Annotated in this window: 11 protein-coding genes; 7 read left to right on the top strand and 4 right to left on the bottom strand. The window is 60.1% G+C overall.

Going from position 1 to position 16,064, the window contains the following annotated elements:
* Positions 1–127 precede the first annotated feature (127 nt).
* The 4 genes from ACQ4V8_RS20360 to ACQ4V8_RS20345 all read left to right on the top strand — a co-directional run bounded on the left by ACQ4V8_RS20360 (position 128) and on the right by ACQ4V8_RS20345 (position 6,761).
* The gene (locus ACQ4V8_RS20360; RefSeq protein ID WP_029496045.1) at positions 128–907 is read left to right on the top strand and encodes an ABC transporter ATP-binding protein; all 780 of its coding nucleotides are present in this window, start codon (positions 128–130) and stop codon (positions 905–907) included.
* 3 nt (positions 908–910) lie between these two features.
* Complete coding sequence (locus ACQ4V8_RS20355; RefSeq protein WP_010393270.1) at positions 911–2,107, top strand: ABC transporter permease; 1,197 nt, start codon at positions 911–913, stop codon at positions 2,105–2,107.
* A 171-nt stretch (positions 2,108–2,278) separates the two neighbouring features.
* Entirely contained in the window at positions 2,279–3,172 is an 894-nt protein-coding gene (locus tag ACQ4V8_RS20350; protein WP_010393267.1) for an ABC transporter ATP-binding protein, read from the top strand.
* Between the two features lie 10 nt (positions 3,173–3,182).
* Entirely contained in the window at positions 3,183–6,761 is a 3,579-nt protein-coding gene (locus ACQ4V8_RS20345; RefSeq protein ID WP_436572092.1) for an ABC transporter permease/M1 family aminopeptidase, read from the top strand.
* A gap of 51 nt (positions 6,762–6,812) precedes the next feature.
* Here the strand turns inward: ACQ4V8_RS20345 and ACQ4V8_RS20340 are convergent, their stop codons facing one another.
* From ACQ4V8_RS20340 to ACQ4V8_RS20330, 3 genes are all read right to left on the bottom strand, one after another.
* On the bottom strand, positions 6,813–7,196 hold the full coding sequence (locus ACQ4V8_RS20340; RefSeq protein WP_010393262.1) for a hypothetical protein: 384 nt from the start codon (positions 7,194–7,196) through the stop codon (positions 6,813–6,815).
* Between the two features lie 246 nt (positions 7,197–7,442).
* Complete coding sequence (locus tag ACQ4V8_RS20335) at positions 7,443–8,099, bottom strand: DsbA family protein (protein ID WP_436572091.1); 657 nt, start codon at positions 8,097–8,099, stop codon at positions 7,443–7,445.
* A gap of 137 nt (positions 8,100–8,236) precedes the next feature.
* Positions 8,237–9,106: an MBL fold metallo-hydrolase gene (locus ACQ4V8_RS20330; RefSeq protein WP_196856080.1), complete on the bottom strand. Its 870-nt coding sequence runs from the start codon at positions 9,104–9,106 to the stop codon at positions 8,237–8,239.
* Positions 9,107–9,461: 355 nt separating this feature from the next.
* Between ACQ4V8_RS20330 and ACQ4V8_RS20325 the strand changes: the two genes are divergently transcribed.
* The 3 genes from ACQ4V8_RS20325 (at position 9,462) to ACQ4V8_RS20315 (ending at position 13,127) form a co-directional block, all read left to right on the top strand.
* Positions 9,462–10,862, top strand: coding sequence for an alkaline phosphatase (locus ACQ4V8_RS20325; RefSeq protein ID WP_261980950.1), 1,401 nt, complete (start codon positions 9,462–9,464; stop codon positions 10,860–10,862).
* A 29-nt stretch (positions 10,863–10,891) separates the two neighbouring features.
* Positions 10,892–12,313, top strand: coding sequence for an alkaline phosphatase (locus ACQ4V8_RS20320; protein WP_010393253.1), 1,422 nt, complete (start codon positions 10,892–10,894; stop codon positions 12,311–12,313).
* 76 nt (positions 12,314–12,389) lie between these two features.
* Complete coding sequence (locus ACQ4V8_RS20315) at positions 12,390–13,127, top strand: hypothetical protein (protein WP_082261021.1); 738 nt, start codon at positions 12,390–12,392, stop codon at positions 13,125–13,127.
* Between the two features lie 152 nt (positions 13,128–13,279).
* Here the strand turns inward: ACQ4V8_RS20315 and ACQ4V8_RS20310 are convergent, their stop codons facing one another.
* Positions 13,280–15,958: a DNA topoisomerase III gene (locus tag ACQ4V8_RS20310; protein WP_010393247.1), complete on the bottom strand. Its 2,679-nt coding sequence runs from the start codon at positions 15,956–15,958 to the stop codon at positions 13,280–13,282.
* Between the last annotated feature and the right edge of the window lie 106 nt (positions 15,959–16,064).

Genomic DNA, 16,064 nt, shown 5'->3' with positions numbered 1-16,064 from the left:
CCGGCGCCCACCGGGCCAGCTTGCATGAAGATGCTGTTTTTTTCAATAGACCATACGATATTTCCACCTTGCAAGTTACATTTTTTGCATGCTACTCTCGCTCTTCACCGTTGAATGGATGGCATACATGATTGAGGTCAAACACCTGGCAAAACGTTTTCGCATGCCCCCCCACAAAGGCAAGGGCGCACACGTCAGCGATCCGCGCGAACATGCGGGCTGGTTTCACGCCGTGCGCGACGTCAGTTTCAGCTGCGCCGCGGGCGAAGTGCTGGGCCTGCTGGGGCCGAATGGGGCCGGCAAGACCACCACGTTGCGCCTGCTGTCGACGGCCTTGCAAGCGGACGCGGGTAGCGCCCTCGTCAATGGCGTCGATGTGCTGCAGCAACCGCTGGTAGCGCGCCAGAGCATCGGCTTTCTGTCCGGTTCGACAGGGCTATATGGCCGCCTGACGGCGCGCGAGAACGTCGAGTACTTTGGCCGTCTGCATGGCATGCCGGCCGATAAACTCAAGCGCCGCTGCGACGAGCTGTTTGCGCTGCTGCAGATGGAGGACTACGGCGGCAAGCGGGCCGATCAGTTGTCAACCGGCATGCAACAGAAGTGCGCGATCGCCCGCACCGTCGTGCATGAGCCGCAAGTGGTGATCCTCGACGAGCCGACCACGGGCCTCGATGTGATGTCGGCCAAGATCCTGCTCGACTTCATCGCCAGCTACAAGGCGCTGCGCGTGCCGCTGATCTTTTCCACGCACCATTTGCACGAAGTGGAAAAGCTGTGCGACCGCGTTTGCATCATCAACCGCGGCACTACCGCCTTCAATGGCACGGTCAATGAACTGCGCCACCTGGGCGGCAGTGCCGATCTATACGACGCTTTCGTCAGCGTCATCAAGCAGGGAAGCTGAGCCATGTGGACCATTTATCTGAAAGAGTTGCTGGAACTCACGCGCGACCGCAAGACGCTGATCTTCACCATCCTCATCCCCATCTTTGCCATGCCGCTGATTTTTGGCGGCTTCGCCTACGTCTCGAACAATATGTTCAAGAATGCCAAGACGGCGGAAATGCGCTACACCCTGTTCGGCAAAGAACATTCACCGGGCCTGAGCGCGCGTTTTGCGCAACAGTACAACTTGCGCGAAGTAGCGCTGGCCAGCGAGGCCGACATCGGCCGCGCCATCGGCGACGACAGCATCAAGTTTGCCGTCGTCATTGCGCCCCACTTTGAAGAAACGCTGGCGCAACAACGGCAAGCCAAGGTGACCCTGCATTACAACAGCGCCAGCACGGTCGACGTGACCCAGCAGCGGGTGCGCGAAATCATCGAGGCATATAACGCCAGCCTGCGCGAAGGGGCGCTGTCGGCCCTGAACCTGAGTCCGGCCCAGCTCGCTTTTGCCCTGCACCCCATCGTGCTCGACAAGCAATCGACGGCCAACGAGCGCGAGCAGATGGGCGCCATCATCGGCGGTCTGCTGCCCTATCTACTGCTGATGGTGTGCCTGACGGCGGCCATGTATCCCGCCATCGACCTGGGCGCCGGGGAAAAGGAGCGCGGCACCCTGGAAACCCTGCTGCTGGCGCCCGTGCCGCGCAGCGCCATCGTGCTGGCCAAGTTTCTCGTGCTGTTTACCGTCGGCATGACGTCGGCGGTGCTGATGGTCGGCAGCATGGGCGCCCTGCTGGCCATCTTCGGCAGCTCGCTCGAAGGCCACATGGCTGTCCTGGTGCGCAGCATCGGCTGGCTCGATCTGGCCATGGTGACGCTGATGCTGGTGCCGACGGCGGCCATTTTCGCCTCGCTGCTGCTGTCGATCTCGATCTATGCAAAAAGCTACAAGGAAGCGACCGGCATGATCACACCCTTGATGATGTTTGTCATCCTGCCCACCGTGGCGGCCATGCTACCCGGCGTCGAACTGAACTGGATGTGGGCCATGGTGCCGCTGACGAATGTCTCGCTGGCCATGAAGGAGCTGGTAAAAGGCACCATGGATTACCGCATGTTCGGCGTGATCCTGGCCTCGACCACGCTGATCGCGGGTGCGCTGCTGATGCTGTGCCGCTGGTGGTTTAACCGCGAATCGGTGCTCTTTCGCAATTAGACGCAGTCAAAAGGCTGATGCGCAGGGGCCATCCACTCCGCGCATCTGCACTCTGGGCACGCGAAAAGACCGTGCATCGCATGCAACTGCCCAGTACGTCTTAAATTCAATACAATGCCTGCATACAGAAGCCCTGCAGCATCGGGCTGTAACGCATGAGTTAGGAGTTGTATGGAATTGCAGATCAGGAAATTGTCGAAGACCTACGCGAATGGCGTGGTGGCGCTCGATCAGGTATCGCTGACGATACCGCCCGGCATGTTTGGCTTGCTGGGCCCGAACGGCGCCGGCAAGTCGACCCTGATGCGCACCCTGGCCACTCTGCAGGAATGCGACTCCGGCGCCATTTTCTTCGGCGAGTACGACGTGCTCGACGATAAGGACGAGATCCGCCGCATGCTGGGCTACCTGCCACAAGACTTCGGCCTATACCCGAAAGTGACGGCGTACGAGCTGCTCGACCACTTCGCCATGCTGAAAGGACTGTCGCAGCGGGCGCGCCGGCGCGAAGTCGTCGATGGCCTGTTACAACAAACCAATCTGTTCGACGTGCGCCACCAGCGCCTGGGCAGCTTTTCCGGCGGCATGCGCCAGCGCTTCGGCATCGCCCAGGCCTTGCTGGGCGATCCGAAACTGATCATCGTCGACGAACCGACGGCTGGCCTCGACCCGCAGGAACGCGTGCGCTTCCATAATTTGCTGTCCGACATCGGCGAAGACAAGACGGTGATACTGTCGACCCACATCGTGTCCGACGTGGCCGACCTGTGCGCCAACATGGCCATCATCAACAAGGGACATTTGCTGCTGTGCGGCAAGACCCAGGAACTCATCGATGAAGTCAGCTGCAAGATCTGGGCACGCTTTGTCGACAAGAAAGAACTGGCCAGCTTCCAGCAGCGCCACGCCGTCATTTCCACGCGCTTGCTGTCGGGCCGCACCCTGATCCACGTCTACAGCGACGACGATCCGGGCGACGGCTTCGAAGAAGCCATCGGCGACCTGGAAGACCTGTATTTCGCCACCATTGCCGGGCGCCACCGCGTCGCCCCGCAGTGCGACTGAGGGGACGGCCATGTTTGCCATCGCTCGCTTTGAAGCGCGACAGCGGCTCAAGCTGCTGTCCACCTGGGTGTATTTCGCCATGTTCCTGGCCTTGTCCATGCTGTGGATGGCCGCCGCCGGCGGCGTCTTCAAGGAAGCGAGCATCAGTTTTGGCGGCAAGTTCCTGATCAATGCGCCGCGCTCGCTGGCATTCACCTGCAGCGTGCTGGGCTGTTTCGGCGCCGTGGTGGTGGCCGCCATGATGGGCCGCTCGGTACAGCAGGATTTCGAATACGGCATGCAGCATTTCTTCTTCAGCGCGCCGATCAAAAAATACCGGTATGTCTTTGGCCGCTTCCTCGGTGCCTACCTGGTGCTGGCTGCAGTGTTTTCCAGCATCGTGATCGGTGCGTGGCTGGGCACCTGGCTGCCCGGCATCGACCCGGAACGGCTGGGGCCGCAACGCGCGCTGGCCTACCTGATGCCGTACGTATTTACGCTGCTGCCGAACCTGTTCATCTTCGGCGCCATCTTCTTCGTCATCGCCGCCCTGACGCGGCGCATGCTGCCCGTCTACATCAGCTCGGTAGTCATGCTGATCGGCTACCTGGTGGCGCCCTCGCTGGCGCGCGACCTCGACTACAAGACCCTGGCCGCCCTGATCGACCCCTTCGGCACCACGGCGCTGATACGCCTGACGGAATACTGGCCGAATGCGCAGCGCAACACGCGCCTGGTGACCCTGGAAGGCGTATACCTGCTGAACCGCGCCATCTGGTCCGGCTTCGCCCTGGTGACCTTGCTGCTCGGTTACTGGCGCTTCCAGCTACACGCCACGACGGACGCCGGTGCCAGCAAGCGCCGCAGCGACGGCGACGTCCCGCTGCGCCTGTCGAAAGCGTCACTGTCGACGCAGCAAGCGCCTGATTTTGCGCAGCGCAAGCTGGCGTCCCTGCTGCTCAAGATGAGCTGGCTGAACCTGCGCGAAACCATCAAGAACATCTATTTTGTCGTCATCGTGCTGGCAGGCGTCCTGACCATGTATGGCGGCGCGCTCGACATGGGCTCGCTCTACGGCACGAATACCTATCCGACAACGGAAAAGGTGCTACAAATGGTCAGCGCCTCGTTCGCCCTGTTCATGTTGATCATTACCACCTTCTATGCGGGCGAACTGGTGTGGCGCGAACGCGAGACGGGCACGCACTTGATGCTCGACGCCCTGCCCGTGCCAAACTGGCTGCCGCTGCTGTCAAAGCTGTTTGCGCTGATCGGCCTGCAAGCACTACTCAGCCTGGTCATCATGTTGTGCGGCATGTCGATCCAGATCTTCAAGGGGTATTACCGCCTCGACCCCGGCCTGTACCTGGAATCGCTGTTCCTGTCGCACCTGCCGTCTTATGCGCTGATCGCCGTGCTGGCCATCTTTTTGCAGGTACTGATCAATCACAAGTATCTGGCATATTTCGCCATGATTGTGTACCACATCGCCAGCATCAGCTTTGCCTCGCTGGGCCTGGGCGACCCGCTGCTGCTATACGGCAGCACGCCGGACTTCGTGTATTCGGCCATGAACGGGGCCGGCCACTATGTCTTGCGTGAACGCTGGTACTTGCTGTACTGGAGCGGCGCGGCCATCATGCTGACGCTGCTGTCGCTGCTGTTCTGGCCGCGCGGCGCGCAAGACAGCTGGCGCATCCGATTGCGCCTGGCGCGCCACGGCCTGACGCACGGTGTGCTGGCCAGCTTTGCCGGCGGCGCCCTGCTATTTCTCGGGACCGGCAGCGTGCTGTTCTACGTCTTCCACGTGGCCAACGATGACAAGTCCGAATTTGGCCGCGATGCGGACCGCGCCAGTATCGAGCGCCAGTACCGCAAGTTTGCCGCCACGGCGCAGCCGAAAATCACCGACGTGAAACTCGACGTGGCAATCTACCCGGCGCAGCGCACCCTGGCCGTCACGGGCCGCTATATGCTGCAAAACAAGACCAGCCTGCCGATCCGCCACATTTTTGTGCAACAAGATCCCACGTCTACCATGCGCCTGCGTTTCGATGCGCGCGTGCATCCCGGTCTCGATGACGCCAAGCTGGGCTTTTACAGCTACCGTCTGTCCGCCCCGCTGGCGCCGGGCGCCAGCCTGGGCCTCGATTTCGACATTTCCTATGCGCCGCGCGGCCTCTTCGGCCTGGGCCAGGACACGCCCGTAGTGGCTAACGGTACCTTCTTCACGAATGCCGTGCTGCCGCGCATCGGCTACCAGCCGCAGCAGGAATTGACAGATCCGCGCGACCGCAAGAAACATGGCTTGCCCGCGCGCGAACAGGTCTTGCCACGTGACGATGCACGCGGGCTGGCCGACAATTACGTCAGCAACGACGCTGACCGCATCAACTTTGACGCCACCGTCAGCACCGTCGATGGCCAGACAGCCATCGCACCGGGCACGCTGAACAAGGACTGGATCGCCAAGGGCCGCCATTACTTCCATTACACCATGGACCAGCCTATCGTCAATTTCTACGCCTTCCAGTCGGCCCGCTACGCCGTCAGGCACGAGCGCTGGCAGGATGTGGGCATCGACGTGTATTACCATCCTGGCCATGAGTACAACCTCGAACGTTTCGTGCGCGGCAGCAAGGAAGCGCTCGATTACTACACGAAAAACTTCGGCCCTTACCAGCACAAGGTCTTGCGTATCGTCGAATTCCCCCGCTACGCCACCTTTGCACAGTCGTTCCCGAATACCATTGCATATTCGGAAGGCCTGGGCTTTATCGCCAAGGTCGATGACAAGAACCCGAAAGATATCGACTATCCGTTCTACGTCACGGCGCATGAAGTGGCGCACCAGTGGTGGGCGCATCAATTGGTGGGCGGTAACACGCGCGGCGCCACCGTCCTCAGTGAAACACTGGCCGAATATTCGGCCCTGATGGTGATGCAGAAAACCGTGGGGCCGGCGAAGATGCGCCGTTTCCTGCGCTATGACTTGAATCAATACCTGATAGGACGCAGTACCGAGCGCAAAAAAGAACTGCCGTTGGCCGAGACTGAAAACCAGGCTTACATCCATTACCACAAGGGCAGCCTGGCCATGTACTTGCTACAAGACATGATCGGCGCAGACAAAGTCAATGGCGTACTACGCGCGCTGCTCAAGACGCATGGCCAAAAAGGTCCGCCGTACGCCAGCGTGACGGCCCTGGTCCAGGGCTTGCGCCAGGTGACGCCGCCCGAGCATGCTTACCTGATCGATGATCTGTTCGAGAAAATCGTGTTGTTCGACAACCGTGCCCTGTCGGCCACGGCTACCAAGCGCAGCGACGGCAAGTACGCTGTCACCCTCAAGGTGCAGGCGAGCAAATTGACGGCTGGCGAACAGGGCGAGGAACACGACGCGCCCCTGCATGACTGGATCGAGATTGGCGTCGACGATGCGTATGGCCATCCGCTGTTGCGCGAGCGCCTGCGCATGACGGCGCGTGAAGCGCGCTATACCGTCATCGTCAATAGCCGGCCAGGCAAGGCAGGCATCGATCCCGACAACAAGTTGATCGACCGCAAGCCCGATGACAATATGCTCACTGTCGAGCTGGAAGAAACGTGACGAACAGTGGCCGTCTTTTTGGACGGCTGCTTGTTCAGTGTTGCGCGGGTATCAGGCGGCGGCGCCACGCGTCACCAGGCTCAGGCTAATGCCCATCTCCGTCAGTTGCTGCATGTCGGACAGGGTCAGCTCCAGCGAGGCATCGAGCGTATCGTCGCCATTCAACTCCAATTGCAGCTCGGCGACGATGCATGACATGCTGAACGTGACGCCGCGCGAGCGGCATTCGGCCAGGTAGCTGCGTATGCGCGAGGGCAGCACTTGGGATTTGGACGCCTGCGCGATGATCACTTCGAAGCCGGAATCGAGATGCATTCGACCCGCGCCTTTCTCCTCACCCTTGCGCCATTGCCGTTCAGGATCACTGGGCAAGACTTCAAGAATCGATTTGAGCGTGGGGTCGTCCCCATGCACCGACAGCTTCACCATATTCATATCGTACGACTTTCTAGTCAGGATTGCGCCAGGAAGATGGCGCAATCATCAGAACGACAAGTCTACGCATGGAAGACGGATATGTCCACGTGGCAATATTTAATTGCAGCCACTACTTTGTGCTGCGTCAACAGCAGGCGCCCCAGTGTTGTTACGCCGGCAAGGCATCCGTGCTTGCCTATTGGTGGCAGAGTAGCGAAGTCAACAACAAAAGAAGACAATTGATTTGATTGCTTCTCTATGTATTTACAATGAACAACCGTGGGCGTCGCACACGCCGCCCAATTGCGCCTGCAACTTCGCCGGCTGTCCCAGAAAGTCCCCGATATCGATCACGGACAGCTTGCCGCTGCCATCGTCGAGCACAAACGTGGGAAAGCCCTGCCCGCCCACCTGCGCCAGCAACGTGCGGCTGGCATCGATGTGCTGCTGCGTGGCAGCGCCCGCCTGCTGCACATATGCGCGCTCGAAGGCAGTGCCATCGAGGCCCAGTTCTTGCGCCAGCGCCACCAGCACAGGCAAGTCGGCGATGCGCAAGCCGTCCAGGTAATGGGCGCGCTGCACACACTGCAGCATGTCCAGGCCCTTGCCGGCCAGCATTTCCGCAGCCAGGATGGCCGTGATCGGCGGTTCGGAATCGAGCATGACCGTGGTGTCGTTGAGCAAGCCGTTGACATAGGCGTCGCCAAATGGCTGGCCGGATAGCTGCTCGATGCGCCGGTCATGCGGCAAGACGTAACCGCGCCAGGCGGGAGTGATCTGACGGCGATTGCTGCCCGTCATCATGCCGCCGCCATGGAACGCCAGCGCCAGCCCTGGCACGGCGCGCGCCGCCTCGACCAGCGGCGCGGCGCCGTAGCACCAGCCGCACAAGGGATCGAAAATATAATGCAGTGTGGGCATGACCCTATCCTTTATAAAAGACGTGAAAAACCGTCGCGAACGACGCTAGTTCTGGCCAAGAAGCGCAACCGTGTCAGGCACGGGGCCGCCGAGGCAGTGAGCATCGCAGGCCGGAAATCGCGTCGCGCAATAGGTTTTTACCATTTCATTTCGCCTTTGGCCACTTTCGCACTGGTCTCCAGGGCACCATCGAGGCCCAGGCTCGGGTAGTGCTGTTTCATGGCCTTGATCAGGGCCGCCGAATTGGCGGCCTTGGCCGTTTCCGCTTCGAACGTCACCAGATAGTCGCGCGTAAAGCCGATACTGTCGGGCGTCAGGCTGGCACCGACCTGGAAGTGGCCGGGCACGACGGTAACAGGTTTCAGTGCGGCGATGCCATCGAGCGTCTTGAGCCAGTCCTGGCGCGATGCCAGACTTTGCGTATCGGCCGTCCACACGTGCAAATTGCCAAACAGCGCCACGCCGCCAACGACGGCCTTGATCGATGGAATCCACACATAGGTGCGCGATGGGGTCGGGCCCGAGATGCTCAGCGACTGGCCTTCGAGCGTAATGCTCTGGCCTTGCAAGGCGTCGGGAATGACGATGCTGTGCGGCGCATTGTCTTTCAGGATAGGGCCCCAGTAGGCGACCTTGGCATCGGCCTTGCGACGGATTTCGGCCACGGTTTCCGGCGTGGCGAGGATTTTTGCTTGCGGGAACGCTGCCTTGATCACATCGAGGCCAAAGTAAAAATCGGGATCGCTGTGGCTGATGTACACGGCCGTCAGCTTCTTGCCGCTGGCGTGTATCTTTTGCACCAGCTTTTGCGCTTCGGCGCGCGAAAACTGCGCATCGATCAGCACTGCATCATGCTGGCCCGCGACCAGCACGGAAGCGACGGGGAAAATGGCCGCTTCGCCCGGATTGAACACGTCCAAGGTCAAGGGAGCGCTGCTGGCTGCCGAGGCGGCGCCAGCGGCAAACACGGTGGCGACAAGAACGCTGCTGATGGATTTGGAGAACATGATGTACCTTCAGGAAATGATTGGGATGCCTGCATATTACGTTGCTTAATCCGGTAGAAAAACCGAGTAAATAGCAATTGTTTGTTGCGCATTTCGGCGCAATCATCGCTGCAATCAGCCCATGGCCAGCACGGGCGGGCAGCAGCGCCAGTGCGATACGCTGTTTTTTTACAGTCATGGTGTGCGCAAAAACGACACCAACGACGTCGGCGTCGCAGCGTTACAGAAGGTGTCACAACGTCATGAGGATGTCACATTAGCTTGCTATCTTGCTAGCTCTTTCAAACCAAGCCGGATGAACCACATGACACGCAGAAAAATTTCCGTCGCTGGCTGCAGCGTCGCCATTACCCTGATGCTGGCCGCCTGTGGCAGCGATGCCAAAAAAGAAGACGTGGCACCCGAAGTCCCACCGAAAAACGTCATCTTCTTCCTCGGCGATGGCATGGGCCTGACCACCATGACGGCAGCGCGCATCTACTCGGTGGGCGAAGACGGTGACCTGACCATGGACACGCTGCCAGAAACGGCCTTCGTCAAGACGTTCTCGAACGATGCACAAGTCACCGACAGCGCGCCCTCGATGGCCGCCTACATGACGGGCGTGAAGATGAACAATGAAGTCATTTCCATGTCGGCCAACACGCTCGCCATCGATCCGGGCAAGGATGCCAACGGCAACAAGCTGGTCAACAACTGCGGCACCAACAACGGCACGCCAGCGACTACCTTGATCGAACTGGCCAAGGCCAAAGGCTACGCGGCCGGCGTCGTCAGTACGGCGCGCGTGACGCACGCCACACCGGCAACCACCTACGCGCACATCTGCCACCGCGACCTGGAAAACGATATCGCTGCGGCCCTCGTGCCAGGCGGCGCGGGCTATAACAACGCCCTGGGCAGCACGGGCCTGGAAGTGGTGCTCGGCGGCGGCGCGCAATTCTTTACGCCATTCAAGAACGGCGGCAAGCGTTCCGACGATCGCGACTTGGTGGCCGAACTGAAAGCGAAGAGCTACACCATCGCCAACAACGCCACCGACTTCAAGGCCGTCGATGCTGCCAAGACGGACCGCCTGTTCGGCGTATTCACTTCCAGCCACATGAGCTACGACCTGGACCGCGATGCGACCAAAGAACCTAGCCTGGCAGAAATGACCACCAAGGCCATGGATGTATTGGCCAAGAACAAGAAGGGTTATTTCCTGATGGTCGAAGGTGGTCGCATCGACCATGCGCTGCACGAAACGACGGCCAAGAAGGCCCTGCAAGACACCGTCGCGTTCGATAACGCCATCAAGGCCGCCATCGAAAAAGCCAAGCTCACCGATCCGACCCTGGCCAATACCCTGATCGTCGTCACGGCCGACCATGACCACACCCTGGTGCTGAACGGCTACGCCAAGCGCACGGGCAAGACCGCTGCCGGCAACGCGGGCGTGCTGGGCGTGGTGAAGAACTACGTCACCGGCGCGGTCGAGAAAGACCTGGACGGCGCACCGTACTCGATCATCGGCTTCGGCAATGGCGAAAAACGCACGCAATCGAGCCGCGCCGCCATGGCCAGCCTGGACGATAGCGTCACCAGCGCCAACACCTACCATCAGGAAGCGGCGATACGCACTGCGGTCGGCAATGAAACCCACGGCGGTACCGACGTCTTCCTGGGCGCCATCGGCAAAGGTTCGGAAACCTTCCTGGGCACCATCGACAACACCACCGTATTCGGCCTGGTCAAGACCGCCGGCGGTCTGTAATCCCCAAGACACAAGAATTGGACAAGCACATGAAACTTGCATCGAAACCCGCCGCACTGAAATCGGCCCTGAAACTCTCCTTGCTCACTACGCTCGTGGCCGCCAGCGTCGCCAGCGCCTACGCCGCCGACGCCAAGAACGTCATCTTCTTCCTCGGCGACGGCATGGGCCCTTCCGTCGTGACGGCGGCGCGCATCTTCAAGTACAAGGAAGAGGGCAGCCTGAACATGGACAAGCTGGAACGCACGGCGCGCATCAAGACGTTCTCGAACGATGCGCAAACGACGGACAGCGCCCCATCGATGGCCGCCTACATGACCGGCGTCAAGATGAACAATGAAGTCATCTCGATGGCGAAGGAAACCATCGCCGTTGATCCGGGCCGCGACACTAACGGCAACCTGGGCGTGGACAACTGCCCGACAAGCGGCAAGAGCGTGCCGACCATCCTGGAACTGGCGAAAGCCAAGGGCAAGGCTGTGGGTGCCATCACCACCACGGAATTGACGCACGCCACGCCGGCTGCGACCTTCTCGCACATCTGCAACCGCAATGCGCAATACGCCATCGCCGCGCAAACGGCGCCGGGCGGCGCCGGCTACAACGCGGCCCTCGGTGACGGCGTCGACGTGCTGATGGGTGGCGGACGCAATCACTTCACGCCTTGGTCGGCCAGCAACAAGGGCGGCCGCGTCGACGGCCGCAACCTGTTGACGGAATTCGCGGCCAAGGGCTACACCGTGGCCGCGACGAAAGCGGAAATGCTAGCGGCGCCAAGCGGCAAGAAGTTCATCGGCCTGTACAGCGCAAAGAGCCACCTCGACTATGAACTGGACCGCACGACCAAGCCATCGGCCGACGGTGCCAACCAGCCTAGCCTGTCGGAAATGACGCTGAAAGCCATCGACCTGCTGTCGAAAAACAGCACTGGCTACTTCCTGATGGTCGAAGGTGGCCGCATCGACCACGCCTTGCACGGCATCAATGCCAAGCGCGCGCTGACGGACACCATCGCCTTCGACGACGCCATCAAGGCGGCCATCGACAAGGTCAAGGAAACTGATCCGAAGCTGGAAAATACCCTGATCGTCGTCACGGCTGACCACGACCACACGCTGGCGTTCAACGGCTATGGCAAGCGCGGCAATCCTATCCTCGACATCAACCGTGGCTACAAGGATAACCAGCCTAGCAAGGATGAAGACGGCAATACCTACACCACGCTGGTGTTTGGCAACGGCCCGAACCGCCCTGACCTGCGCACCAACATCGACAGCGCCACGGCCCTGTCCGACAACTACCTGCAAGAAACAGGTGTGCGTCTGGCCAGCGAAACCCACGGCGGCGGCGACGTCAAGCTGCTGGCCACGGGCGCCGGTGCCAAGGCCTTCAAGGGCACGCTGGACAACACCAAGGTATTTGACTTGCTGAAGGCGGCATTCGGCCTCTGATCTGCCTCAATACGGTAACCCCACAGGGGCGGATGGCATATGCCCTCCGCCCCGTTTGCACGATAAAGGCAACACCATGAAATCGACCCTGATCGCCGTCCTCCTCGCCGCCGGCTTCGCTGCTGGCGCGCAGGCGGCCGCCCCTGCCGCTCCCGCCGACCTGGACCTGGCCATCACCTATTACAGCCGCGTGCTGACGCCGGAAGGCGTGACACGCGAAAGCCGCTACGAAGAAAAAATGCTGCGCCGCCCCGGCCATGTCTGGGTTGAGCGCGTACTGGCGCCGTCGACCGACGCGCATGCAGGCCACAGCCACGGCGAGAACAAGAAAGTCGCCTTGAAAACCTCGGTCACGGCCACGGCCACGCAGCATGAACACAAGCATTTCAATCCCGTGCTGATACCGCGCCATGTGATGCTGGAAAAGAATACCGTACGCGTGGAATACATCGATGCGCACGACAAGATCGTCGTCTCCGTCCCCAAGGCCGAGTACGAAAACGTCAATTTTGACGGTTCCTGGGAAAACAGTTTTTATCTGCTGGACCCGAAACTGGTGAACGCCATGCCGCTGTCGAAACAGACATCGAACGTGCCGGGCGCACGCTGGCGCGAAGTGGAAAAAAATGGCGTGTTCCAGCGTATCCTGTGGGATGAGCAAAAGCAGATTCCCCTGCTCATCGAAAGCGGCGACCGCGCCAATACCTTCTATCGCCGGGTCGACGTCAAGCTGCAGCCGAGCGTCAGCAAGGCCCAGCCGTGGGCCAATTTGCAAAACTACGCGCAGCGCGAATACTCGGACTACCTCGACTAAGCACAAGACGCCACGCCGCGCCTGAAGTGCTCAAGGAAATACGACTGCTGACACCGGCCACAGTGCCAGACTGCCACACTGCGTCTTGAGGCACAGCTTCAGGACGTAAAAAAAGCCAGGGAAACCCTGGCTTTTTGCTCGCTGGCGGCGCCTTACTGCGCCGCTGCCGCTTTCTTCGCCGGCGCCTTCTTGGCGGCCGGCTTTTTCACTGCCGTTGCCTTCTTCGCCGGTGCCTTCTTCACGGCTGCCGCTTTCTTGACGGCCGTTTTCTTCGCTGGCACTGCGCCTGCTTCGCCTTCCGCCTCGGTCGCTGCCGCCTTGCTCTTGGCTGCCGGCTTGGCGCCCGGCTTGGCCTTGCGCTCTTCAAACTCGAAGCTCACCTTGCCATCCTTGCCGCGCACGAGGAAGGCCTTGAACGGGCGACGGGTACGCTGCGAAACAAAGCCCGGCAACAAGTCTGTCTTGCCATCGTTGAGCAGTTTCATCATTTGTTCAGGCAAAATTTCCTGCTGCAAAATGATGCGGCCGCTGCGGAAATCGCAAGTCTTCGGTTTGGCGACGCTGTGTTCGCACACATAGGCCAGGCCCATCTCGTACACACCAGCGTTGCACTTGGGGCAAGGTCCCACAGGCGTCTGGCCCGTGAAATCGACGCCTTCGCCATCTTCGCCTTCGTCATTCTGGCCGAAATCGAATTCCAGCTTGCTATTCTTGATCTCTTCATCGCGCACGATACGCAGGATGGCGGCGAACGGACGGCCCATCTTCGAGCGGAAGCCTTGCAGCGGGCCGATGGTACGGTCCTTCAGCAATTGCTCCACTTCGGCGATTTCGAACTGGCGCGAACCGGGCGTCTTGCTCATCGAGAATTCGCACTTGGTGCAGGCGAAACGACGGTAGTTCTCCTTCACCAGGCCACTGCAATTCGGGCATGGCGTTACCAAAGTGGCATAGTCGCCCGGGATGGTGTCGTTATCGTATTCCTTGGCACGCTTGACGATGATTTGCGTCATCTGTGCGATTTCACGCATGAATTCTTCACGCGAAATCTTGCCTTTTTCCATCTGCGACAGCTTGTATTCCCACTCGCCCGTCAGCTCCGGCGCCGTCAATTCATTGACGCCCAAGCCTTTGAGCAAGGTCATCAGCTGCGAAGCCTTGGCCGTTGGAATCAGTTCGCGGCCTTCGCGGATCAGATAGCGTTCCGTCAACAAGCCCTCGATGGTGGCGGCGCGCGTCGCTGGCGTGCCGAGCCCCTTGCCGGCCATCGCATCGCGCAGCTCGTCGTCGTCGATCAGCTTGCCTGCGCCCTCCATGGCCGACAGCAAGGTCGCCTCAGTGTAGCGCGCTGGCGGTTTGGTTACCAGGCCGTTGGCGCTGACGCTTTCCGTCTGCACTGTCTCGCCCTTGGCCACCGGCACCAGGTTGCCATTGCCATTGCTTTCCTTGTCAGCATCGGTCGACGCTTCCTTGCCGTAGATAGCCAGCCAGCCCGGATTGGTCATGACCTTGCCTTCAGTCTTGAACTGATGACCGGACACTTCCGTGTAGCGCGTGGTGACCTGGAATTCCGCAGGCGGGAAAAACACCGCCATGAAGCGGCGCGTGACCAGGTCATACAGCTTCTGTTCCGGCTCGGACAGATTTTTCGGCGCGATCGTCGTCGGGATGATCGCGAAGTGATCCGAAATCTTGGTATTGTCGAAGATGCGCTTGTTCGGTTTGACCCAGCCCTTGTCGATGATCTGCTTGGCGAACTGATGGTAGTTGCTATTGTCCTTGACCGTTTCCAGCGCCTGCAGCACGGTCGGCATGTAGTCTTCCGGCAAGTGGCGCGAATCGGTACGCGGATACGTCAATACCTTGTGCTTTTCATACAATGCCTGGGCCAGGCCCAGGGTGTTCTTGGCTGAAAAGCCGAAACGCGAGTTCGCTTCGCGCTGCAAACTGGTCAGGTCGAACAGGCCCGGCGCCATCGAAGTGGTCGGCTTCGACTCTTCCGTGACGTTGCCTTGGCGACCGCGGCAAGCGGTGGCGATCGAATCGGCAGCCGTCTTGCTCCACAGGCGCTCGGCGCGCTTCTCAGGGTCGTTCTCGTCCTTCTTGAACTTCGTGTCGAGCCAGCGGCCTTCATAGATGCCGGCCGCACAGACGAATTCGGCGCGCACTTCCCAGAAGTCGCGCGGCACGAATTTTTTAATTTTGTCTTCGCGTTCGACCACGATAGAGAGCGTCGGCGTCTGCACGCGCCCCACTGTGGTCAGATAAAAACCGCCTTCTTTCGAATTGAACGCGGTCATGGCACGCGTGCCATTGATACCGATCAACCAATCGGCTTCCGAGCGGCAGCGCGCCGCGTCTGCCAGCGGCAGCATTTCTTCATCGCTGCGCAGGTGCGAAAAACCGTCGCGGATGGCGCCCGGCGTCATCGACTGCAGCCACAGGCGCTTGACCGGTTGCTTGGCCTTGGCATTTTGCGCGATCAGGCGGAAAATCAGCTCGCCTTCGCGCCCCGCATCGCATGCGTTGATGAGGGTGGTAACATCTTTGCGTTTAATCAGCTTGTTTAATACTTTGAGGCGCGCTTCCGTCTTGGCGATCGGGTTCAGCGCGAAATACGGTGGAATCATCGGCAGGTGCGCGAAACTCCATTTGCCGCGCTTCACGTCGAATTCTTCCGGTACGGCGATCTCCAGCAAGTGGCCGACCGCCGACGACAGGACGTATTCATCCGATTCAAAGTACTCATCGTGCTTGGTGAAGCCGCCAAGCGTCTTCGCGATATCGTTCGCGACAGAAGGCTTCTCGGCGATGATGAGGGTTTTTGTCATATTTTTTAGTCTCGAAAAATGCTCTAGGATAGTTTCAGCATGCGCATCATACAGTGCATTGCCAGGCGCCGACGCTTTTGTCTGCGCAAGGCCTGGTGACTTGTAG

It is taken from the genome of Janthinobacterium paucivorans (genome assembly GCF_051380805.1).
In the GTDB taxonomy this organism is placed as follows: domain Bacteria; phylum Pseudomonadota; class Gammaproteobacteria; order Burkholderiales; family Burkholderiaceae_D; genus Janthinobacterium; species Janthinobacterium lividum_D.
This window is presented reverse-complemented; position numbering and strand designations above follow the sequence as displayed.